Origin of the sequence: Franconibacter sp. IITDAS19, assembly GCF_023079515.1 — a bacterium.
GTDB classification, from domain to species: Bacteria; Pseudomonadota; Gammaproteobacteria; order Enterobacterales; family Enterobacteriaceae; genus Franconibacter; species Franconibacter pulveris.
The window spans coordinates 25,540-47,068 of record NZ_JALJCP010000005.1 but is presented as its reverse complement, the minus strand read 5'-3'; the positions used below and the strand labels follow the sequence as shown (position 1 = coordinate 47,068).

The window sequence follows — 21,529 nt, the reverse complement described above, 5'->3', positions numbered from 1 at the left end:
ATGAATCCTCAGCGTTATGCGCGAATCCGTGAAATGCTTGCCCGCCGTCAGCCAGACCTGACGGTTTGCATGGAGCAGGTGCATAAACCTCATAACGTCTCGGCCATTATCCGCACGGCAGACGCCGTTGGCGTGCACGAGGTGCATGCCGTCTGGCCGAGCAGCCGGATGCGCACCATGGCCTCTTCAGCCGCAGGCAGCAACAGCTGGGTAGAGGTAAAAACACATCGCACTATTGGCGATGCGGTTGGCGAACTCAAAGCGCAGGGCATGCAAGTGCTGGCGACCCACCTGTCCGATAAAGCGGTGGATTTTCGTGAAATCGACTATACCCGTCCAACCTGTATTTTGATGGGCCAGGAAAAGACCGGCATCACCAGGGAAGCGCTGGCGCTTGCCGATCAAGACATCATCATTCCGATGATCGGCATGGTGCAATCGCTTAATGTTTCAGTCGCCTCCGCGTTAATTCTTTATGAAGCGCAGCGCCAGCGTCAAAACGCCGGCATGTACGAACGTGAAAACAGCACCCTGCCTCAAGCAGAGCAACAGCGCCTGCTGTTTGAAGGCGGCTATCCGGTGCTGGCAAAAGTCGCTAAGCGCAAAGGACTTGCGTACCCCCACGTTAATCAGCACGGTGAAATCGAAGCTGATGCGGGCTGGTGGGCGACAATGCAGGCTGCGGAGTAAACCATGAAAGGCCGTCTGCTGGATGCGGTTCCGTTAAGCTCGCTTACCGGCGTCGGCGCCAGCCAGAGCGCGAAGCTGGCGAAGCTCGGCCTGCATACGGTTCAGGATCTGCTGTTCCATTTCCCGCTGCGTTACGAAGACCGTACTCAACTTTCCACTATTAGCGACTTACTGCCGGGGGTGTATGCCACCGTAGAAGCCGAAGTGCTGAACTGCAATATTGTCTTTGGCCGTAAGCGTATGATGGTATGCCAGCTTAGTGATGGCACCGGCGTGCTGACGCTGCGCTTTTTCAACTTCAACGCGGGCATGAAGAATAACCTTGCGCATGGCCGCCGGGTTCTGGCGTATGGCGAAGTGAAGCGCGGCCAGTACGGCGCGGAGATGATACATCCCGAATACCGCGTTCAGGGCGATCTGGAAACAACCGAGCTGCAGGAGACGCTTACGCCGGTTTATCCCACTACCGAAGGGGTTCGACAAGCTACGCTTCGCAAACTTACAGACCAGGCGCTGGAAGTGCTGGATACCTGTCCTGTTGCTGAATTACTGCCCGTAGAGCTGTCGCAAGGCTTAATGAGCCTGCCGGAAGCCATCCGCACGCTGCATCGTCCCCCTCCTTCGCTACAGTTGACCGACCTCGAAAGCGGCAAGCATCCGGCGCAGCGTCGCCTGATTCTGGAAGAACTGCTGGCACACAACCTGAGCATGCTGGCGCTACGGGCGGGCGCGCAGCGCTATCGCGCCCTGCCGCTTGATGCGAAAGATAAGCTTAAAACCCAGTTCCTTCGCTCACTGCCATTTACCCCCACGGCGGCGCAAAACCGAGTGGTTGCGGAAATTGAACGCGACCTGGCGCTCGATATCCCCATGATGCGCCTGGTGCAGGGGGATGTTGGCTCCGGTAAAACGCTGGTTGCGGCGCTTGCCGCTTTGCGCGCTATTTCTCACGGTCAGCAAGTAGCCATGATGGCGCCCACGGAATTGCTCGCCGAGCAACATGCGAATAACTTTCGCAACTGGTTTGCCCCGCTCGGGATCGACGTGGGCTGGCTGGCGGGCAAACAGAAAGGGAAAGCACGTCTGGCGCAACAGGAAGCTATCGCCAACGGACAGGTGCCGATGGTCGTTGGAACACACGCCATTTTTCAGGAGCAGGTCCAGTTCAAAAACCTCGCGCTGGTTATTATTGATGAACAGCATCGCTTCGGCGTACATCAGCGCCTTGCGCTGTGGGAAAAAGGCCAGCAGCAAGGCTTTCATCCCCATCAGCTCATCATGACCGCGACGCCTATTCCGCGAACGCTGGCGATGACCGCTTACGCCGATCTCGATACCTCGGTTATTGATGAGTTGCCGCCGGGGCGTACGCCAGTGACCACCGTCGCCATTCCTGATACGCGGCGTGGCGATATTATCGATCGCGTACGGCACGCCTGCACTCAGGAGGGCCGTCAGGCTTACTGGGTGTGTACGTTGATTGAAGAGTCAGAATTATTAGAAGCACAGGCCGCTGAAGCGACGTGGGAAGAGCTAAAAACCTCTCTGCCGGAGCTAAAAGTGGCGCTGGTGCATGGCCGCATGAAGCCGCAGGAAAAGCAGGCGGTGATGCTCTCTTTTAAGCAGGGCGACGTTGATCTGCTGGTAGCGACCACGGTCATTGAAGTTGGCGTGGATGTGCCAAATGCCAGCCTGATGATAATCGAAAACCCCGAGCGCCTCGGCCTGGCGCAGCTTCATCAGCTGCGTGGCCGCGTTGGGCGCGGTGCCGTCGCTTCGCATTGCGTTCTGCTTTATAAAGCGCCTCTGTCAAAAACGGCGCAGGTGCGCCTGCAGGTACTGCGCGACAGCAATGATGGTTTTGTCATCGCCCAAAAAGATCTGGAAATCCGTGGTCCGGGCGAACTGCTTGGTACCCGCCAGACGGGTAACGCGGAGTTTAAAGTGGCGGATCTGCTGCGCGATCAAGCGCTTATTCCTGAAGTGCAGCGCATCGCCCGCCATATTCATGAGTATTTTCCTGAACAGGCTGCCGCTTTGATTGAGCGCTGGATGCCGGAAACGGAAAAATACTCTAATGCATAAATAATAGATTACACTTTCTTCGACAACAAAATAAATTCACTCCGTCAATCACCTTCTGTCCACTTATCATTTCTTCATTTTTTCTATAAATGGATCTTTTGAATTGATTGATTGAGAAAATCCCAAAACTCTATTTATTAGCAATACGCCCTTTTTACCCGGGCTATATTCTTATAAAAAACCTGCCGCACAAAATATCAAAACTTAATACATTCAAAAAGAGAATACATTTAACGCTCTGACAAGATAACATCGCAGGGGGGGAATTTGACTCTTTTTATGCCGCCACTCTATGATCAAAATAACCTGGTGATGGTGATGCATGGGATATTTATTCCACCATCTGGGTTAAATAGATCCCCACCATTCTAAAATGAGATTCCACGATGAAAAAATTAGCATTAATCATCGCTATAAGCAGCGTATTAACGTCTGCTGTAGCCATTGCCGCTAATGATATTCCGGCCGTGCTGGATATTAGTGGGTCAGTACAGGACAGCACCAGTGGTTGCGCCGTTGAGTTGAGCCGTTCACTGGTGCACCTGGCAAGCCAGGATGTTGCTGCTTTGCCGGAACAGGGTCAACCGCTTTCTGATGCCATTTCCCGGGATGCCGTGTCGGCCTTTTTAACGGGAGACAACTGTAAAGGCATTGCGCTCAATTTCATGGGTACCGTCGCCGGAGATGGTTCTGCGCTTAGCAATGCCGATGAGGGTAGCGCCGCCGCAACAGGCGTGGGCATAGGCGTTTATGACGCGTCAGGCGAAATTATTACGCCGAACGTTAGCGCCAGATACATTATGCAAGGTGTTAATAGTTACCCATTTCATCTGGCGATGGTTAAGTTAAAAAATCAGGAACCTACCCCCGGTTCAGTACAAAGTTCAGTAACCGTGCAGATTGACCGGATGTAAAAATAAATAATGTGCAGTACATGATTATTACCTATTAGCAGCAGGCGTTGGCGTTTATGACGGTATGGGAGGTGAAGTTATTGTTCCCAATATTACCCTGAAACCGACGCTGGAAGGCCGCTGCTCTTTCGGGTAGGCATAGTGAAATTAAAAAACCAGACGCCCACGACTAGGCGTAATTACCCGTACAAATTGAAAGACTCTGATTCTATTTAATATAAAAAGCCACCTTTGAGGTAATTTTTAATTACTTCGCAGGTTATTTCTCACTGCGTTCTTATGGATTTAAAATGAAAAAATTACTCCTGACAACTCTTTTGACTGCGGCTTGCTGGTCAGGAATGTCTCATGCGGCATTAACTTTAAATGCTGACAGGTTGATTTACAACGAAAAAGATGGCGATGCTTCTGTTACGGTTCACAGTAATGAAGAGCGCGCCTATCTTATTCAGTCATGGCTGGATGCAGGCGACAGTACGGTTAAAAAGAATTTACCGTTTGTTGTAACGCCGCCTTTATTCCGACTCGCGCCCAAAAGCGATAACGTTATTCGTGTGGTTTATCTGGGAAATGGTTTGCCTGCCGATCGTGAAAGTCTTTTCTGGCTGGACGTGAAAGGCGTACCGGGTTTGAACGATGAAGAGTCTAAAGTTGAAAACCGCATGGTGCTGGCGATAAACAACCGTATTAAATTTTTCTTCCGCCCTGCGGGCCTGAAAGGCGATCCGGGCGACGCGGTTAAAAATCTGCACTGGTCGCTTTCCGGTAATACGGCGAAAGTGGATAACGCGTCGCCTTTTTATGTCGTGCTGGGTGAGATCGCTGTGGATAAAGAATCTATACCGGTTTCCGTTATCGACAACAACACTGTTATCCCGCCTTTTGGGAACAAAACTTATCGTCTTAAACATAATCCAGCGGCTGGCGCAGGCGTGGAATGGAGCGCTATTAACGACTTTGGCGTCACCTCTAAAACGTTTACACAACGTCTTAATTAACTAACAGGACGTTATGCACGGCACAAGGATTAAGTGGCTTGCCTCTTTTGTAGCAACGGCGATTTTCGCTCGCTCAGTATTAGCAGGTGAATATTTTGACCCTGGTCTGTTACAGGCAGTGAATGGAAACGCAGCCATCAGCGATACCAGCCTGCTGAGCCAGGGTTATCAGCCGCCCGGAACTTACCGGGTACATATCAGCGTAAATGGCAGCGTAGTGACGGTCAGCAGCGTCAGATTTGAACTGAATAAAGAGAAACAACTGGTTCCGTGTCTCTCTTATAAAACTTACCAGACACTGGGAGTGGATATGAGCAAAGTGGATTCAAAAGCACAGGATAATGAGCTTAAAAACACCTGCGTATCCATGGAAGAGCAGGTGCCTGGCACCAGGACCAGTTTTGACTTCTCAAAACTGGCGCTGGAGATCGCTATTCCCCAGACGGTGCTGCGTGATGAATCGCTGATGGGTGTCCCACAGGAAGAGTGGGACGACGGTATTCCTGCGCTTATCACGATGTACCAGCTTTCTGGTCAGCAATACCTTTCGCGTAATGACAGCGTATCGGACTCGGTCTACGCCAACCTCACTAATGGCATCAATATTGGCCGCTGGCGCTACCGTAACAACGCAACGGTGAGTAAAGATGAAGGCTGGAAGAGCATCAGCAATTATGTCGAGACCGCTATCCATGCCCTTAAAGGCGAATTAACGCTGGGCGATGCCAGCACGCCTGGCGACGTGTTTGACAGTCTGCTGCTCCGCGGTGCGCAGCTAAGCTCTGACAATGACATGATCCCGGATCAGCTCACGGGCTTCGCGCCGATTATTCGCGGTATTGCCAAAAGCAATGCGCGCGTAACGGTGCGTGAAAACGGCAACGTGATTTATCAGCGTTCCGTGCCGCCAGGGCCTTTTATGATTGGCGATCTGTCATCGGTATCCAATGGCGGTAAGCTCGAGGTGGTGGTAACGGAAGCTGATGGCTCCGAGTCGCGCAGTACCGTTGCGTACTCCAGCGTCCCGCAACTGCTGCGCACCTGGCAGATAAAATATAACCTGACGGCGGGCCGCTACCTTTCGTCTTCAGACTCTGGCAATGACAAGCCTGAAATTCTGCAGGCCGCGCTGTCCTGGGGGTTACCGCTTAACGCCACTGTGTATGGCGGCAGTCAGTATCAGGATAAATTTAAAGCCTTCAGTCTTGGCCTGGGCTTTGATTTCCAGAGCCTGGGCGGCATTGCTCTGGACGTTACGCACAGTAGAGGGCGCCGGGAAAACTCGCCGGAATATACCGGCGATATGGTGCGTTTGACTTACCGTAATGACATCCCGGAAACGGATACGCAGATCCAACTGGACAATCGCTACTACCTGAGTGATTACCTGTCGTTCAGCGACTGGGCGGATTCGGAAACACTGTTTGCCGACACCCGCAAACGTCGCGAGTACAACCTGACGGTTAACCAGTCGGTGACTGACGAACATAGTTTCTTCGCCACGCTAAACCGCAGCGAAAACAGAGATAACTCCGTTTCCCGGATGTGGCAGGTGGGCTGGAACGGCTCGTATAAAATGGTCAGTTTTTCGCTGGCTTACAGCATGACGCGTAACGAAGGCGATCCGCAGTGGGATAAACAACTGGCGCTGACGCTTTCGCTGCCGCTTAGCGAAGCGTTCCCGCGCGTTCAGCCGATGGTCAACTACACGGCGACATCCGGCTTGCAGGGCGACCTGTCGAACCAGGTCGGGATCACCGGGAAAGTGGGCGATCGTCAGGATCTGAGCTGGAATACGCAGCTCTCCTACGCTTCGCAGCATGGCCAGAGTGATACCCAGAGCGGTTCGGCAGGTCTCGACTATCAGGGCCGGTACGGCGAAATGAACCTTACCTATAACGCCGATGAGAACCAGTACATGACATGGAACGCGTCGGGCAGTCTGGTCGCCCATCGCCATGGCATTACCGCTGGCCGCTACTCGAATAATAGCCTGGCGCTGGTCGCCATTCCCAACACGCCGGATGTGGCGCTGGAGGGCGGACAGAATATCGCGACCGATTCGCGCGGTTATGCGCTGGTACCGGATTTACGCGCGTATCACCGCAACCCGTTAAGCATTGATACACGAGCCAGTAAAGAGGTCGATTTTACCAGCACCTCTACCCAGGTCGTGCCGACGAAAGACGCGATTGTAATGGCCCGGTTTGCGGCGGTAAGCGGGCGTAAAGCGGTGCTCACGGTTAAACACAACGGCGACTATTTGCCCTTTGGCGCCCGGGCGCGCATTGAAGGTAATGACGAAACGTATTATGTCGGCGATGCGGGGCAGGTCTATTTGAACACTGCGCCGGATAAAGGCGTGGTGCGTTTTACCTGGGGTGATAAACAGCAGTGCTCCGCGCCTGTGGAATTACCGGCGAAAAGCGGCACAAAACTGCCGGTCGCCTTACTGGCTGTGGAGTGCCATTGATAATCATGAAGAAAACCATTTCTCGCCTGGCCAGGGCAGCAATCTTAACGACGGTTTTTCACAGCGCCGTGACCATAGCGGCAGAGTGTCAGGACATAAAGCGAAGCGAACCGCTTAATTTAACGGTGCCGGTTACGGTGCAGTTGCCGGCTCGCGTGGCGGCGGAGCCGGTCGGGGCCGTGCTTTATAAAAAAGAGGCTTCGCTGGCGCAATTGACCGGCTCGCATCGTCCCATTACCAGCGCATGTCTGGAGAAAGTGAGGAAAGTGCTGAACGGGAGAATGACGGCGCGACAGACAGGATTTAACACTTTCGCTACCGCTCTACCGGGTCTGGGCCTGCGCCTGACGGTGATTTATGACAAACCGGGCGCCACGCGCAAAGAATGGGTTTTGCCTTTCAGCGCCCCGGTTGCTGATTTATCCCTGGCCGCTATTACTACCGATGATTTAACGCTTCGCTTTGAAGCTGTGAAAACGGGCGCTATGCAGAGTGGGACGCTGAACCTGCGGTTGCCTTCGTTGCTTTCCCTTAATGATAACTCGCTGGTAGTGAATATGGCGGTAAATGTATTAGCAGCGAAAGCGCACTGCGCTATTCAGGTGCCAAATCCGCAAATTGATTTGCCGCCTATAGATGCAACGGAACTGGCCAGCAGCGAAGCTAAAAAGCCTTATCCCGTGAGCGTTAATTTGTTATGCCTGAATACCAAAAAAGCCAGCATTAATGTTGAAGGTGCGAACGACCCTCAAATACCGTCAATATTTAAAAATGTTGCGCCAGATAACCCGGCATCCGGCGTAGGGATTGAGATGCTCTATAACAGTAGCGTCCTGTTCCCGGGCCGACCGATGGAAATAATATTGCCGCAACAGCAAAACGGGTTCGCTTTGCCCCTTGCTGTGCGCTATGCCAAAACCAATGAAAAAATCACAAAGGGAAATGTAAAGGCGCAAATAACGCTACGCATTAATTATCTTTAAAAGATTCACAACCAAATAAGAAATATGGAAGTGTTATTACCTTTTTTTCATAAAGGGGAGTGCGCTTCGCCTATTTCACATTCAAGGAAAATATAAGGATATTTATTATGAAAAAGACTGTATTAGGTTTGGCTGTTTCCGCACTGTTCATGGTTGGCGCTGCTCAGGCAACAACAAATCCGAATGATGTTTCTGCCACCCTGTCGGTAACGGGTGCCGTTACTGCTAACGATTCATACTGCTCTGTCGACCTTTCTGATACCAGTGTCGCTCTGAATGAAGATATTTCTACAATGGTTGAATCCGGTCAAAAACTGACTAACTCAAAAACTGTTGTCATGAATATTAAAGGTGATGACAATTGCCGGCTTTCTCTTGCCCAAGGCAAACTGGCTTATAAATTCCTCGGCACTGCGGATAGCGTAGACGGTAACACTCTTGCAAACACCGCCAGCGCAGATGTTGCAGCAAAAGGCGTAGGTGTTGGTCTTTATAATTACGATGATGAAGTTGTCAAAGTTAACGATACTGTTGCTGCAACGACCAACGGCTATTCTCTGAAATTGGGTCTGGTGAAACTGGCAGGCCAGGAACCAACCGTAGGCGCCGTTCAGGGCTCTCTGACCGTTCAGATCGAACGTCTGTAAGCATAACTAAAGCCTTCGTGATGTCACGAAGGCTTTTTTGCTTTGTATAAGGATAGTGGAAATGAAAAAAGCATTAATGGCATTGATGCTCTCTTCTTTATTCGCCGCCAGCGCTGCCTGTGCTGAAGATAATTCAGCTTCACTGCAGATTAGCGGCACCGTTATGAACGGTAATTCTGACTGCTATATTTACGTCGAATCGTCTGTCTCCTTGAGTGGTCAAACTGACCAGCTTATTCCACAAGGGACCAATGCGACAGCACCGAAAAATTTGCCTATCTCCATCGGCAATGTGGGGGGTTATTGCCCGGCGCCTGAAAAGCTTTCCATTCAATTACATGCGGTTGCGGATGATGCCGATGGGACGGTAATCGCCAATAATGATGTAAGCGAAAATGGCGCAAAAGGCGTTGGCATTGGTGTTTTTGATAAAAATAAAACACCGCTGAATATTAACGGCGGTGTGATCCCTCTTAACGGGGTAATCAGTGAAGTTAATCTGCAACTGGTTAAGTTAAATGGTCAAACGCCGACCGAAGGAACCGTTCATGGCACCCTGACCCTTGACCTGGTGCGTCTGTAAGCCGGTGCGCTTTCGGATTAATTCACTTTTATCCAATTAATACTTATAAGGATATTTAAATGAAAAAAGCGATACTGGGTTTATTACTCTCTTCCTTTTTCGTGGCAGGCGCAGCGCACGCGGAAGATCGCTCCGCTGTGGTGGATATTAATGGTGTGTTAAGCGCGCCAAGCGAAGGGGATTGTACGGTCCTTCCTTCAACCACCTCCATCGCGCTTGAAGATTCAATCGATAAACTCCCCATACAGGATGGCGCTGCGGCCCATATCAACAGTACGTTTACCGTTACGGTTGGAGGCGACCTGGTTTGCATCGATAAAATTCAAGCCGGGCGCGTAGGGATTAAATTCACAGGCACAGTTGATAATGCCAATGGAACGGTGCTTGCCAATACGGATAGCAGCGAAGGCGCAGCTAAAGGTGTAGGGGTTGGTCTGTATGCTACTGACGGCAGTCCGCTCAACATTAATACTTACCGTCCAGTTATAAATAGCGCGATGCCAATTAGCCTGGGCTTACATATGGTTCAGCTTAATGGCCAGACGCCGGAAGCAGGCAATATTCATAGCGCACTGACCATTGAAGTCGTGCGCCTCTGAAATAAAAAACCCGCTGAATACGTTTATCAGGTTTTTTAAATGAGAAGACTTTTATGAAAAAACTGGCATTAACACTCGCTCTGGGCGCTACGCTTATCGCCGGTTCGGTTCCGGTGCAGGCGCAGGATATCGGGCACGAGATGGTGATTTACGGTCGGCTACAAACAGCGGCAAGCGGCTGCACCGTATTAATGAGCAAATATGTGCTGACCCTTCATCATGAAAATAAAAATTTGCCTGTTCAGGGTAGTGATATTAACCCCTTCAATGCAGACGACCATGTTTATGTGCAACTGGGCGGCAAAAACTGCGATGCCGATGAAGGCTATAAAAATATCGGCCTGAAATTCCTTGGTACTGCGGATAGCATCGAAGGAAATACCCTGGCGAATACTGATACCAGCAGTACTGCCGCACAGGGTATTGGCATTCAACTCACCGACTTTGAGCACAAACTCATCACGCCCAACGTGACGGTCGCGACCTTCCCCGGTGCTAATAAGAGCGGGGAGGCAAGCAACTTAACGGCTTCTTTCCCCCTTTATCTTTCACTGGTGAGCCTGAAAGGCCAGGAGTCGACGCAGGGTAACGTCTCGACAAACCTGACGGTGCAGATTGAACGTCTGTAAAGGGCGCGGTTTGGGTTAATCCATTAATACCAGACCGTACGTACTCATTAATTAGGACATCATGATATGAAAAAATTATTGTCGGGCCTGATAAGCGCAACGCTGCTTATGGCTGGCACAGCTCAGGCTAAAGATATGTCGGCTAATATCATCATTTCAGGGACGCTGAAACCAGCCGAATTTACCTGTAGCGTAGCGCTGAGTGAGAGCTCCGTATCTGTGCTGGAAAACTCAGATACGCTCATTAAACAAGGCGACAATGCTACCTCTCCCGTTACCGTTCAGGCCAGCGTTGATGGCGGCCCGGAATGCGACAAACTGGCGGATGAGGGTAAAATTGCCTACAAATTCATGGGGGTTGCCGACGATGCCGACGGCACGGTGCTGGCAAACTCTCTGACTGATGAAACCGCGGCAAAAGGCGTGGGAATCGGCATTTTTAATAGCCAGAATGAGCCGGTGCCATTAAATACAGGTCGCCTGGTTGCGCAGGAAGGAGGCACCTTTGGTTTGCAAATGGTGCAGCTAACCAATCAGGAAGCGGTTGCAGGTAATATTAACAGCACCGTAACCGTGCAGATTGAACGGCTTTAATCATCACGCCCATCGCAAGGTGGGCGTTTTCGATGCTATGCATTCAAGCCGGAAACAATAAGAATGACTACGCCGCAGCCGCAGCGTTGCGACTCCCCCTCTTACCAGACTTCCCTGCTGGCTTTTTAGGCGCTCCAGCAATGACTCTGCTTTTATTGAGTCATGCCTCTCCTGGCTGCGAAAGCGTTATATAAAATCCTTTTTTGGTGCGTTTAAATATAGTTACGCCCGTTATGCAATCGTTTGCTTTTACCATTCAGTCCGATAAAATGGCCGCTTTTCCATCGTGGGATTGCCGTTGATGTCCGTTGATACCGTAGAGTCTGAAAAAGCGCAATCGGTTGCGCCTGCTCGTGCCAGTGAACTGATTTACCGTCTTGAAGACAGGCCACCCCTGCCGCAAACGCTGTTCGCCGCCTGTCAGCATTTGCTGGCGATGTTTGTCGCGGTCATTACGCCCGCGCTGTTGATTTGTCAGGCGCTTGGTTTACCGGCGCAGGATACGCAGCACATCATCAGCATGTCCCTGTTTGCGTCCGGCGTGGCGTCTATCATCCAGATTAAAGCCTGGGGGCCGGTGGGATCCGGGTTGCTCTCTATTCAGGGCACCAGCTTCAACTTCGTTTCACCGCTTATCATGGGCGGTCTGGCGCTGAAAAACGGCGGCGCGGATGTGCCGACGATGATGGCGGCGCTGTTCGGCACGCTGATGCTGGCAAGCTGCACAGAAATGCTGCTTTCCCGTGTTTTGCACCTGGCGCGCCGTATCATCACGCCGCTGGTTTCCGGCGTGGTGGTGATGATTATCGGTCTTTCGCTGATTCAGGTAGGGCTGACCTCTATCGGCGGCGGCTACGCGGCAATGAACGATCACACCTTCGGCGCGCCGAAAAACCTATTATTAGCTGGCGCGGTACTGGCGGTGATCATCCTGCTTAACCGCCAACGCAACCCCTATCTGCGCGTCGCCTCGCTGGTTATCGCCATGGCCGTGGGTTACCTGCTGGCGTGGGCGATGGGCATGTTGCCGCAAAGCAGTGCGCCAGCGAATGACTCGCTCATTATGGTGCCCACGCCGCTCTACTACGGCCTCGGCATTGACTGGAACCTGCTGGTGCCGCTGATGCTGGTCTTTATGGTGACGTCGCTGGAAACCATCGGCGATATCACTGCAACGTCTGATGTCTCTGAGCAACCGGTCTCCGGCCCGCTTTACATGAAGCGACTGAAAGGCGGCGTGCTGGCGAATGGCCTTAACTCCTGCGTTTCCGCCATCTTCAACACCTTCCCGAACTCCTGCTTCGGGCAGAACAACGGCGTCATCCAGTTGACCGGCGTTGCCAGCCGTTACGTGGGTTTTGTGGTGGCGCTGATGCTGATTGTGCTGGGACTCTTCCCGGCCGTCAGCGGCTTCGTGCAGCATATTCCGGAACCGGTGCTGGGCGGCGCGACGATTGTAATGTTCGGCACCATCGCCGCCTCTGGCGTGCGTATTGTCTCCCGCGAGCCGCTCAACCGCCGCGCCATTATGATTATCGCGCTTTCTCTGGCGGTGGGTCTGGGCGTTTCCCAGCAGCCGCTTATCCTGCAGTTCGCGCCGGACTGGGTGAAAAACCTGCTCTCCTCCGGCATCGCCGCAGGCGGCATTACCGCCATCGTACTGAACCTGATTTTCCCGCCCGAAAAAGCGTAATACTTTCCGATGGCGGCGCCCTGCCGCCATCGCTGTTACCCTCTTTGACAATCCCTGCCTTGAGCTATATGCCTAAATGGGGCATAACTCCATCACCGGAACTTCACAGGATGGAAGACAATGAAATTTCTTGGAAAGCTCATTCTTACCTTACTGGCGGCCGTTCTGATTGTTCTGCTGGCGTTTTATATCCTGCTGCAGACACGTTGGGGCGCCGGATGGATAACCAGTTGGGTTAACGGCCACAGTGACTACCACATCACCTTTGATGAAATGGATCACAGCTTCTCTTCGCCCTCGCATCTGGTGCTGAAAAACGTCACTTTTGGCCGCAATGGTCAGCCCGCCACGCTGGTGGCGCAGAAGGTGGATATTGGCCTCAGCAGTCGTCAGCTTACGGAGCCTTCCCATGTGGACACCATTCTGCTGCAAAAAGGCACGCTGAACTTTTCGCCCTCCACCGCTCCGCTGCCTTTCCGCGCCGATAACTTACGGCTCAGCGAGATGGCGTTTAACAGCCCTAATACCGAATGGGACCTGAGCGCGCAGCGCGTAAACGGCGGCCTCAGCCCCTGGCTGCCGGAAGCCGGTAAGATCCTGGGCACTCAGGCGAATATACAGTTAAGCGCAGGTTCGATGACGCTAAACGGCGTGCCGTTCAGCAACGTTTTTATTCAGGGCGCGATTGATAAAGACCAGGTTACGCTCTCCAACATTGGCGCAGACGTGGCGCGCGGCGCGCTGACGGGCACCGCCCGGCGCAATGCCGACGGCAGCTGGGTGGTGGAAAGTCTTCGCATCAGCGATGTCCGGTTGCAGAGCGATAAAAGCCTGAGCGATTTTTTCAAACCGCTCACTACGATCCCTTCTCTGGCGCTGGGCCGCCTTGAAATCACCGACGCGAGGCTGGAAGGTCCCGGCTGGGCGGCGACGGATCTTGATGTTAGCGTGCGCAACCTGACGATTGCGAAGGGCGACTGGCAGAGCGAAGACGGCAGGCTTTCTATGAACGCCAGCGAGTTTATCTCCGGCTCGCTCCATTTCTTCGACCCGATAGTTAACGCTGATTTTTCCCCGCAGGGCATTGCGCTGCGCCAGTTCACGACCCGCTGGGAAGGCGGCATGGCGCGCGCTTCCGGCAACTGGCTGCGCGACGGGCGCGCGCTGGTGCTGGATGAAGTGGCGCTGGCGGGGCTGGAATACACCCTGCCGGCAGACTGGAAAAAGCAGTGGCAGCAGAAGCTGCCTGACTGGCTTAACAGCATCACGGTAAAAAGGCTGGCCGCCAGCCGCAACCTGATTATTGATATTGACCCGCTCTTCCCCTTTCAGCTTACGGCGCTGGATGGCTATGGCAATAATTTGCAGCTGGCGCGCAACAGCCAGTGGGGGATCTGGGGCGGCAACGCCACGCTTAACGCCGCCGCCGGCACATTTAACCGCATCGACGTACGTCGCCCTTCCATTACGCTTAACGCGAACGCTTCAACGATCAACGTTACCGAACTGAGCGCGTTTGCCGGACAAGGCATGCTGGAAGCCACGGCCGCTATTTCGCAATTGCCGCAGCGCCAGGTCACACTCAGCCTGAACGGACGCGCGGTGCCGGTAAACGTGCTGCGCAACTGGGGATGGGCGCTGGTGCCGCTGCAAGGCGACGGCAACCTGCAACTGACCGCCAGCGGCAGCCTGGCGGCGGGCGCGCCGCTGCGCCCGAGCGTAAACGGTCAGCTGCAAGTGACAGGCGCCAATGGGCAGCAGATTCAGCAAGTGATGCAGGGCGGCGTGGTGCCGGGCGCGTAAGCCGCTTTGCGCCTCATCTCAACGGGGAGACGCGAGACGTCATCGAGTGGATGAACAGAGCCGGCAAGCAACGCGTCACCGGCCCTGTTCTCTTCATTTCACGAGCGAAGCACGCAAAGCGTTACTCCTCTTCGTTGCCACCCTCTTCCAGCGGCCCGAAGGGGGTGGCCGGCAGGACGATATAAATACCTTCAAACACCGCGCCCGGCGTATCGTCGCCAAACAACTCCACCTGTAACTGCACCCGCGCTTTGCGCCCACGCGCCAGGCGGTCGAGGTCGCCGCTCAGCGAGCCTAAGTCGGCGATGGCGCCCGGCTTTCCGGTGATCGGGGTGCTATAACGGATATGCGCATCGGCAAGGATAATAGTGCCGCCAAGGTGGCGCTCGCGCAGCATCAGCCAGATGAGCCCCCAGCCTGTCAGGGTGGCGAGGGAAAACAAACTGCCAGCGAACAGCGTATGGTGCGGGTTCTGATTGCCGGTTTCCGGCATGGTGGTAATAAATTTTTGCCCGGTGTACTGGAGAATGCGCACGCCCATCTTTTCACTGAGCGGAATATGCTGGTACCAGGCTTGCTGAAGCTGGGCGCACCAGTCCGCGCGGTGCAAAATATCATCCAGTGTCGCCACCGGTTTTATCATCAGAAAGTGGCGCACCGGCGTGGTCTGCGGCGTGGTGATTTCGCCCTGGTTAACGAACCCCAGCTTGGCGAAAAAATCTACCGCATCCTCGCGGGCGCTGCACACCACGCGTTTTACCCCTTCCTGGCGGGCGACTGACTCCAGCGTCATCGCCACCAGCGTGCCCAGGCCTTTATCCTGAACGGAAGGATGCACCGCCATAAAGCGGATAGCCGCTTCATTGTCGGCGTTGATATAAAGCCTGCCGATGGCGACCGGATTGCCCTCTTCGTCCACCACCATCTGGTGATGCGCCATGGCATCGTAAGCGTCGCGCTCGGAGCCTTTCGGCTGATGCAGCGGCTTACGTAGCATCTCCCAGCGAAACTGGTAGTAGCGCTCAAGTTCTTCTTCAGTCTGCGGTACGCGAAGGTGATACATAGCTGTACTCTCTCTGGTTACCCGCGGCCATGCGGCAATCTGGCTCATACCTGCAACCAGAAGGTTACCGGCCCATCATTGGTCAACGAGACTTGCATATCGGCGGCGAAACGTCCGGTCTGGGTCGTGATGCCCTGTTCACGGCAGCGACCGACAAAATAGTCGTACAGCGCCTGCGCTTCCTGCGGCGCCGCGCCGCGCGAAAAACTCGGGCGCATACCGCGCTCCGTATCCGCCGCCAGGGTGAACTGCGACACCACCAGCACGCTGCCGCCCGCCTGCTGTACGTTAAGGTTCATCTTGCCCGCGTCATCGCTGAAAATGCGGTATCCCAGCACGCGCTCGCACAGGCGGTTAGCTTTCTGCTCGTCGTCATCCTTTTCGACACCTAACAGCACCAAAAGTCCCGGGCCGATTTCACCCGTCACCTCGCCCGCCACGCTGACGCTTGCCTGCGTGACCCGTTGAATTAATGCAATCATGGCTCCTCAGCTTCTTCTTTTGCCGCTTCTTTTAATTTTCGGTAATCGCCGAGAGTGACAGTTATTTCCGCGCCAAGCAAGACGATGCACCAGGTCCAGTAAACCCAAAGAAACAGAATCGGGACAACCGCCAGCACGCCGTAAATAAGCTGATAGGAAGGAAACATGGTGATGTAGAGGGCAAAACCTTTCTTACCCAGTTCAAACAGCAGCGCCGCTACCAGCGAGCCTATCAGCGCATCTTTAGCCGGGACGCGAGTCGTCGGAACAACGCTATAAAGCAGCCAGAAAGAGAGCCACGAGAGCAGCAGCGGGAAGATACGCAGCACTTCGTCAATCATGCTGTCAAAGCCGCTTGCCCAGCGCAGGGAGAGCACCCAGGCGCTGATGGCAAGGCTCGCCCCCGCCAGCAAAGGACCAAGGGTAAGGATCATCCAGTAGACAGCGAAAGAGTAGATTTTCGGCCGCGTCCGCTGGCTGCGCCAGATGGTGTTAAGCGCGCTGTCGATGGCGTACATCAGCAGCAAAGAAGTGACGATAAGTCCAATCGCCCCGACCGCCGTCATCTTGTTAGAGTTAGCGACGAACTGCTCAATATAGCGCTGAATAATGTCGCCCGTCGCCGGCATAAAGTTAGCGAACACAAAGTGCCGCAGCTGCAGGCTAACATCCGAAAACATCGGAAACGCCGCGAACAGCGCAAAAATAACCGCCACTAAAGGCACCAGCGACAGGAGCGACACATAGGCCAGGTTACCGGCAAGCGTCGTCATATTGTCCTGATCGATACGGTGCCAGAGCAGCTTCAACCAGGCCACGAGGGGCCGCGTTTTTTGATGAACGGTTTTTAACATGACAGCTTCGCAAAGTAGTCCGGCACGGTTTCTTTTCCCGTCACCAGAATACTGGTGATGCCAGCCTGTTGGGCTCCTTTAATATTATCGGCGTTATCGTCGAAAAATACCGCTTCACTGGGGCGAAAGCCTTCCTGTTCGAGCACCTGCTGGTAGATAGCAGGCTCGGGCTTACGCAGGCCCATCTCCTGCGAAAGGTAAATATTATCCGCGGCAGCGCGAATTTCCGGATATTGCTCCGGCCAGTAAGTGGTATGCAGACGGTTGGTATTGGAAAGCACCACTACACGATGCCCCTGCTCGCGCAGCTTATGCATGATGTCGATAACGTCCGGACGCAGGGCGACAAACACCGCCTGCCAGCCAGCGGAAAATTGTTCGAAGCTCAGCGGCAGCGCCATCTCTTCGCAAAGCTTACGGGCAAACGCTTCGTCGCTGAGTTCGCCGCGTTCATGCTGATGGAACGCTTCGCCCATGGTGAAGCTTTTTTGCAGATTCGCCAGCGGCACGCGGCTGTAATCACTCCAGACACCCAGTACGCGATTGAAGTCGATATCGACAATGACGTTACCTAAATCAAAGATATAGAGCATGACACTCTCCCCTGTCGGCCATGGAGAGGTAACTGTAGCGGGAAAGGCGATATTTGACTACGCACAAGCGCATGGCTTGCAAAACAGAAAGGAATAAAGGGGAGTTTTCGGCGCATGCGGCCGGATAGCATAACGCTCTCCGGCATAAAAAATTAACGCTTTTCCTGCTCGCCAAGGGCGCTAACCTGCACAATTTCAACATGCCCCGCCTTGAGCAAGTTATGCAATGCCGGGCCGGGAAGCTCATCCGTAAAAAGCGCGGCGGCTTGCACGACATTGCCTATCTCTACCGCTGCCGAAGCATGATATTTGGTGTGATCGGCGGCGAGCAAAATATGACGGGAATGCGCCATCATGGTCCTGACAACGCTTGCTTCGTTAACATCAAACTCCAGCATTGCGCCATCATTCTCAATCGCCCCTACGCTTGTCACCAGATAATCGGCGCGAAACCCTGACACAAACGCCGTTGCGGCCGGCCCTATTATTCCGCCGTTATGGGCGCGCAGCGTGCCGCCCGGCACCATCACTTCGAACCGGGGGTTTTTAAACAAAATATGCGCGACCCGCAGACTGTTAGTGATAATGCGAAGATGGTTATGATTGAGCAACGCCCGCGCCACATGCTCAACCGTGGTGCCAATGGTAATAAACACCGTCGAGCCATCAGGGATATAGTCGGCAATAGCTTCTGCGATCGCGCGTTTCTCCTCCGTCATAGAGACTTCGCGCTGCTCAAAAGCCGTATTTATCACGCTGGACGCACGGCCTGCACCGCCATGATGCCGGGTTATTAAACCCTGCTCGCTGAGTTTGCGAATATCCCGACGCACCGTCTGGGTTGAAACGTCCAGAAGTTGCGCCAGTTCGTCAATATTCATGTAACCGCGATCGGCAATCAGCGTCAGCAATTGATCGTGTCGCGGATTACCGGTTAGTTCGGTAAGGCTCATAGGCTGTCCTCTAAAAACCATCACGCCCCGCATTTTATACAAAAAGTGACAGAAAAGAGCGGGTTTGATCACAATCAGGGATACCGTCACGTCCGCCTGGTCGGGTGCATTTCAATGCCGCTACTGCGCTGGCGAAGCGAACGACCTCTTCCGTTGGCGCCTGTTGCGCCAGCCCCACGGCCATGGCGCCATGGAAAACGTCGCCCGCGCCAGTGGTATCGATAACCTTGACGGAAAACCCAGGCTGATGACACAGCGTCCCATTTTTCAGCCAGTAGCAACCGTCACTTCCCTGCGTGACATAAACAAGACCCTCTGTGAGCGTTTGCGCTCTTTTAAGCGCCTCCGCAGGCGCTTTGCTTGCGGTCAGCCGTTGTAAACCTGGGGAAGAAAAAACAGCGTGATCGCTTAAAGCAACCAGGTCAGAAATGTCCTGTGGGGTAGTATCGCCATCCAGCAGCGTGGTGACGTGATGCTGGCGGGCCTGAGTAAAAGCTTGTTTCGCGCCATCGTGCCAGCGCACATCCGCCAGCACCACATCCCATTGAGAAAAGTCAATCGCCTGCAGCCAGTCGGCGCAGGCCGGAAGTTCCGGGCCAGGATAATTGACAATAATCCGCTCACCATGGGCATCCACAAAAACGCCAGAATGCGACGATCGCGCCCCGGAAAATACGCGCGTATAACGTGTTTTTACCCCCAATGACTCCAGCTCGCTGAGCACGCTTTTCCCCGTGTCGTCGTCACCAACACGGCCAATAAAATCGACCTCTGCGCCCAGTTTTGCTGCGGCTACGGCCGCTGTCGCAGCAGGCCCGCCACCGACTTCTTTGTAATTGTTAGCGACATACTTTCCCCCTTCGCCTGGTAAATCATTGAGATACCAGATGCGATCCAAAACGGTAATACCGACACAAGCGATACGAGCCATAAGGTTTCCTTTCTGCTTTTCCGAATGTCGCCATTTTAAGTTCATCAAATGTTTAAAAAGTGACGACTGTCAATTTTTTGACCATAAATTACAAATACGATCAAAAAAAACCAGAACAAACGCTCAATTATTGACACAAGTTGACATCAACATCTTTCAGGAGAGAAACATGCCGGTAATCGCTTTTATAGGGCTTGGACAAATGGGCGCGCCGATGGCGAGCAACCTGCTTAAGCAGGGCCACCAGCTTAAGGTGTTTGATGTAAACCCACAGGCGGTCGAGCAGCTTGCAAAACAAGGCGCAACCGCTTCGCCTACGGCGGCGCAGGCCGCTACCGATGCAGAATTTGTTATCACCATGCTGCCTAACGGCGACCTGGTTCGCTCCGTACTGTTTGATGAAAACGGCGTCTGCGAGGGGCTATCCCGCGAAGCGCTGGTCATTGATATGTCCACTATTCATCCCTTGCAGACCGATCGGTTGATTACTGACATGAAGCAGCGCGGTTTCAGCATGATGGATGTGCCCGTAGGCCGCACTTCCGATCATGCTATCGCCGGCACGCTGCTGCTGTTGGCAGGCGGCACGCCAGAGCAGGTAGAACGCGCCAGGCCGGTTTTAATGGCGATGGGCAACGAGCTGGTTAACGCGGGCGGACCGGGGATGGGCATTCGCGTCAAGCTTATCAACAACTACATGAGTATTGCGCTTAACGCGTTGTCGGCAGAAGCCGCCGTACTGTGTGAGGCGCTTGGTCTCTCTTTCGATGTCGCGCTGAAAGTCATGAGCGGTACGCCCGCCGGTAAAGGGCACTTCACCACCTCCTGGCCGAATAAAGTGCTGAAAGGCGATCTTTCCCCCGCCTTCATGATCGACCTCGCCCATAAAGATCTCGGGATCGCGCTGGACGTCGCCAATCAACTGCAGGTGCCGATGCCGCTCGGCGCCGCTTCTCGCGAAGTCTACAGCCAGGCGCGTGCTGCCGGGCGCGGACGCGAGGACTGGACAGCCATTCTTGAACAGGTGCGAACGTCAGCTGGCCTGGCCCGCAAAATTTAACCAGTAAAAGGAACAAGATATGTCCCACTACACGCTTAACGATATCACCCGACCTTCTGGCGGCTTCGCCATGCTGGCTGTCGATCAGCGCGAGGCCATGCGTTTAATGTTTGCTGCGGCGGGCGAACCTGCCCCTGTAGGCGATCGGGTGCTCACGGACTTTAAAGTTAACGCCGCCAGGATCCTGTCGCCCTATGCCTCTGCAATTCTGGTGGATCAGCAATTTTGCTACCGCCAGGTCATTGAGGAAAAGGCTATCGCGAAGAGCTGCGCCACCATTGTCGCCGCCGATGAGTTTATTCCCGGCAACGGGATTCCCGTCGATAGCGTGATTATTGATAAAAAGATCGACCCGGAAGCGGTGAAGCGCGATGGCGCGAAAGCGCTAAAACTGCTGGTGCTATGGCGCAGCGACGAGGACCCGCAGCAGCGGCTGGAGATGGTCAACGCATTTAATCAGCTATGCCATGCCAGCGGTCTGTTAAGCATCATCGAACCCGTTGTTCGTCCGCCGCGTCGCGGCGATAAGTTTGATCGAGAGCAGGCGATTATCGACGCGGCAAAAGAGCTGGGAGATAGCGGCGCGGATCTCTATAAAGTCGAGATGCCGCTCTATGGTAAAGGCCCTCAACAGGCGTTGCTCGCCGCTTCGCAAAGGCTCAACGAACACATCAATATGCCCTGGGTCATTCTCTCTTCGGGCGTGGATGAAAAGCTCTTTCCACGCGCCGTCCGGGTGGCGATGACCGCAGGCGCCTCAGGTTTTCTTGCAGGCCGCGCCGTCTGGTCATCCGTTATCGGCTTACCCGACGCGCAAGCAATGCTGCGAGATATCTCCGTCCCGAAATTACAGCGCTTAGGCGAGATTGTTGACGAAATGATGGCAGGCCGCTGAGAAAAGG

General features: G+C 53.9%; 21 protein-coding genes. 15 read left to right on the top strand and 6 right to left on the bottom strand.

Annotation, left to right across the window (positions count from 1 at the left end):
- From trmH to MT962_RS14585, 13 genes are all read left to right on the top strand, one after another.
- Positions 1-690 carry a tRNA (guanosine(18)-2'-O)-methyltransferase TrmH gene (gene trmH, locus MT962_RS14645; RefSeq protein ID WP_024560803.1) on the top strand — a complete coding sequence of 230 codons (690 nt, stop codon included), beginning with the start codon at positions 1-3 and terminating at the stop codon, positions 688-690.
- Positions 691-693: 3 nt separating this feature from the next.
- Entirely contained in the window at positions 694-2,775 is a 2,082-nt protein-coding gene (recG, locus tag MT962_RS14640; RefSeq protein WP_048888725.1) for an ATP-dependent DNA helicase RecG, read from the top strand.
- A gap of 386 nt (positions 2,776-3,161) precedes the next feature.
- Positions 3,162-3,689, top strand: a complete 528-nt coding sequence (locus tag MT962_RS14635) for a fimbrial protein (RefSeq protein WP_024557857.1) — start codon at positions 3,162-3,164, stop codon at positions 3,687-3,689.
- A gap of 290 nt (positions 3,690-3,979) precedes the next feature.
- Positions 3,980-4,687 carry a molecular chaperone gene (locus tag MT962_RS14630; RefSeq protein WP_024557856.1) on the top strand — a complete coding sequence of 236 codons (708 nt, stop codon included), beginning with the start codon at positions 3,980-3,982 and terminating at the stop codon, positions 4,685-4,687.
- 13 nt (positions 4,688-4,700) lie between these two features.
- A complete protein-coding gene (locus MT962_RS14625) occupies positions 4,701-7,160 on the top strand; it encodes a fimbria/pilus outer membrane usher protein (protein ID WP_247365948.1) in 2,460 nt (819 codons plus the stop codon).
- Between the two features lie 179 nt (positions 7,161-7,339).
- Positions 7,340-8,143, top strand: coding sequence for a fimbrial protein (locus MT962_RS14620; RefSeq protein WP_247365947.1), 804 nt, complete (start codon positions 7,340-7,342; stop codon positions 8,141-8,143).
- 107 nt (positions 8,144-8,250) lie between these two features.
- Positions 8,251-8,790: a fimbrial protein gene (locus MT962_RS14615; protein ID WP_024557853.1), complete on the top strand. Its 540-nt coding sequence runs from the start codon at positions 8,251-8,253 to the stop codon at positions 8,788-8,790.
- A 61-nt stretch (positions 8,791-8,851) separates the two neighbouring features.
- Positions 8,852-9,373 carry a fimbrial protein gene (locus tag MT962_RS14610; RefSeq protein ID WP_024557852.1) on the top strand — a complete coding sequence of 174 codons (522 nt, stop codon included), beginning with the start codon at positions 8,852-8,854 and terminating at the stop codon, positions 9,371-9,373.
- Positions 9,374-9,432: 59 nt separating this feature from the next.
- Complete coding sequence (locus MT962_RS14605; RefSeq protein ID WP_024557851.1) at positions 9,433-9,972, top strand: fimbrial protein; 540 nt, start codon at positions 9,433-9,435, stop codon at positions 9,970-9,972.
- Positions 9,973-10,025: 53 nt separating this feature from the next.
- Positions 10,026-10,601 carry a fimbrial protein gene (locus MT962_RS14600; RefSeq protein WP_024557850.1) on the top strand — a complete coding sequence of 192 codons (576 nt, stop codon included), beginning with the start codon at positions 10,026-10,028 and terminating at the stop codon, positions 10,599-10,601.
- Positions 10,602-10,667: 66 nt separating this feature from the next.
- A complete protein-coding gene (locus MT962_RS14595; protein WP_024557849.1) occupies positions 10,668-11,195 on the top strand; it encodes a fimbrial protein in 528 nt (175 codons plus the stop codon).
- 301 nt (positions 11,196-11,496) lie between these two features.
- Positions 11,497-12,888: a uracil-xanthine permease family protein gene (locus tag MT962_RS14590; protein ID WP_024557848.1), complete on the top strand. Its 1,392-nt coding sequence runs from the start codon at positions 11,497-11,499 to the stop codon at positions 12,886-12,888.
- 120 nt (positions 12,889-13,008) lie between these two features.
- Complete coding sequence (locus MT962_RS14585; RefSeq protein WP_024557847.1) at positions 13,009-14,691, top strand: AsmA family protein; 1,683 nt, start codon at positions 13,009-13,011, stop codon at positions 14,689-14,691.
- A 121-nt stretch (positions 14,692-14,812) separates the two neighbouring features.
- Here the strand turns inward: MT962_RS14585 and fabY are convergent, their stop codons facing one another.
- The 6 genes from fabY to MT962_RS14555 form a co-directional block, all read right to left on the bottom strand.
- Positions 14,813-15,754, bottom strand: a complete 942-nt coding sequence (fabY, locus tag MT962_RS14580; protein WP_024557846.1) for a fatty acid biosynthesis protein FabY — start codon at positions 15,752-15,754, stop codon at positions 14,813-14,815.
- Between the two features lie 44 nt (positions 15,755-15,798).
- Complete coding sequence (dtd, locus tag MT962_RS14575) at positions 15,799-16,236, bottom strand: D-aminoacyl-tRNA deacylase (protein WP_024560798.1); 438 nt, start codon at positions 16,234-16,236, stop codon at positions 15,799-15,801.
- Positions 16,233-17,090 (bottom strand): virulence factor BrkB family protein, encoded by an 858-nt coding sequence (locus tag MT962_RS14570; RefSeq protein ID WP_024560797.1) that lies wholly within the window; start codon positions 17,088-17,090, stop codon positions 16,233-16,235. The genes dtd and MT962_RS14570 overlap by 4 nt, the downstream gene beginning before the upstream one ends.
- Positions 17,084-17,683, bottom strand: coding sequence for a glucose-1-phosphatase (yihX, locus tag MT962_RS14565; protein WP_024559151.1), 600 nt, complete (start codon positions 17,681-17,683; stop codon positions 17,084-17,086). Before yihX ends, MT962_RS14570 begins: the two co-directional genes overlap by 7 nt.
- Before the next feature lie 152 nt (positions 17,684-17,835).
- The gene (locus tag MT962_RS14560) at positions 17,836-18,636 is read right to left on the bottom strand and encodes a DeoR/GlpR family DNA-binding transcription regulator (protein WP_247365946.1); all 801 of its coding nucleotides are present in this window, start codon (positions 18,634-18,636) and stop codon (positions 17,836-17,838) included.
- Positions 18,637-18,670: 34 nt separating this feature from the next.
- Positions 18,671-19,567 carry a sugar kinase gene (locus MT962_RS14555; protein WP_247365945.1) on the bottom strand — a complete coding sequence of 299 codons (897 nt, stop codon included), beginning with the start codon at positions 19,565-19,567 and terminating at the stop codon, positions 18,671-18,673.
- Between the two features lie 169 nt (positions 19,568-19,736).
- On the opposite strand from MT962_RS14555, the gene yihU reads away from it, so the two are divergent.
- Together yihU and yihT are read left to right on the top strand one after the other, a co-directional pair.
- Positions 19,737-20,627 carry a sulfolactaldehyde 3-reductase gene (gene yihU, locus MT962_RS14550; protein ID WP_024559154.1) on the top strand — a complete coding sequence of 297 codons (891 nt, stop codon included), beginning with the start codon at positions 19,737-19,739 and terminating at the stop codon, positions 20,625-20,627.
- 19 nt (positions 20,628-20,646) lie between these two features.
- On the top strand, positions 20,647-21,522 hold the full coding sequence (gene yihT / locus MT962_RS14545; protein WP_048888717.1) for a sulfofructosephosphate aldolase: 876 nt from the start codon (positions 20,647-20,649) through the stop codon (positions 21,520-21,522).
- The last annotated feature ends 7 nt before the right edge of the window (positions 21,523-21,529 follow it).

What these genes read in the sequence shown, in the direction of transcription:
- trmH (WP_024560803.1), top strand. Translation starts at nt 1, where the DNA reads ATGAATCCTCAGCGTTATGCGCGAATCCGTGAAATGCTTGCCCGCCGT.
- recG (WP_048888725.1), top strand. Translation starts at nt 694, where the DNA reads ATGAAAGGCCGTCTGCTGGATGCGGTTCCGTTAAGCTCGCTTACCGGC.
- MT962_RS14635 (WP_024557857.1), top strand. Translation starts at nt 3,162, where the DNA reads ATGAAAAAATTAGCATTAATCATCGCTATAAGCAGCGTATTAACGTCT.
- MT962_RS14630 (WP_024557856.1), top strand. Translation starts at nt 3,980, where the DNA reads ATGAAAAAATTACTCCTGACAACTCTTTTGACTGCGGCTTGCTGGTCA.
- MT962_RS14625 (WP_247365948.1), top strand. Translation starts at nt 4,701, where the DNA reads ATGCACGGCACAAGGATTAAGTGGCTTGCCTCTTTTGTAGCAACGGCG.
- MT962_RS14615 (WP_024557853.1), top strand. Translation starts at nt 8,251, where the DNA reads ATGAAAAAGACTGTATTAGGTTTGGCTGTTTCCGCACTGTTCATGGTT.
- MT962_RS14610 (WP_024557852.1), top strand. Translation starts at nt 8,852, where the DNA reads ATGAAAAAAGCATTAATGGCATTGATGCTCTCTTCTTTATTCGCCGCC.
- MT962_RS14605 (WP_024557851.1), top strand. Translation starts at nt 9,433, where the DNA reads ATGAAAAAAGCGATACTGGGTTTATTACTCTCTTCCTTTTTCGTGGCA.
- MT962_RS14600 (WP_024557850.1), top strand. Translation starts at nt 10,026, where the DNA reads ATGAAAAAACTGGCATTAACACTCGCTCTGGGCGCTACGCTTATCGCC.
- MT962_RS14595 (WP_024557849.1), top strand. Translation starts at nt 10,668, where the DNA reads ATGAAAAAATTATTGTCGGGCCTGATAAGCGCAACGCTGCTTATGGCT.
- MT962_RS14590 (WP_024557848.1), top strand. Translation starts at nt 11,497, where the DNA reads ATGTCCGTTGATACCGTAGAGTCTGAAAAAGCGCAATCGGTTGCGCCT.
- MT962_RS14585 (WP_024557847.1), top strand. Translation starts at nt 13,009, where the DNA reads ATGAAATTTCTTGGAAAGCTCATTCTTACCTTACTGGCGGCCGTTCTG.
- fabY (WP_024557846.1), bottom strand. Translation starts at nt 15,754, where the DNA reads ATGTATCACCTTCGCGTACCGCAGACTGAAGAAGAACTTGAGCGCTAC.
- dtd (WP_024560798.1), bottom strand. Translation starts at nt 16,236, where the DNA reads ATGATTGCATTAATTCAACGGGTCACGCAGGCAAGCGTCAGCGTGGCG.
- MT962_RS14570 (WP_024560797.1), bottom strand. Translation starts at nt 17,090, where the DNA reads ATGTTAAAAACCGTTCATCAAAAAACGCGGCCCCTCGTGGCCTGGTTG.
- yihX (WP_024559151.1), bottom strand. Translation starts at nt 17,683, where the DNA reads ATGCTCTATATCTTTGATTTAGGTAACGTCATTGTCGATATCGACTTC.
- MT962_RS14560 (WP_247365946.1), bottom strand. Translation starts at nt 18,636, where the DNA reads ATGAGCCTTACCGAACTAACCGGTAATCCGCGACACGATCAATTGCTG.
- MT962_RS14555 (WP_247365945.1), bottom strand. Translation starts at nt 19,567, where the DNA reads ATGGCTCGTATCGCTTGTGTCGGTATTACCGTTTTGGATCGCATCTGG.
- yihU (WP_024559154.1), top strand. Translation starts at nt 19,737, where the DNA reads ATGCCGGTAATCGCTTTTATAGGGCTTGGACAAATGGGCGCGCCGATG.
- yihT (WP_048888717.1), top strand. Translation starts at nt 20,647, where the DNA reads ATGTCCCACTACACGCTTAACGATATCACCCGACCTTCTGGCGGCTTC.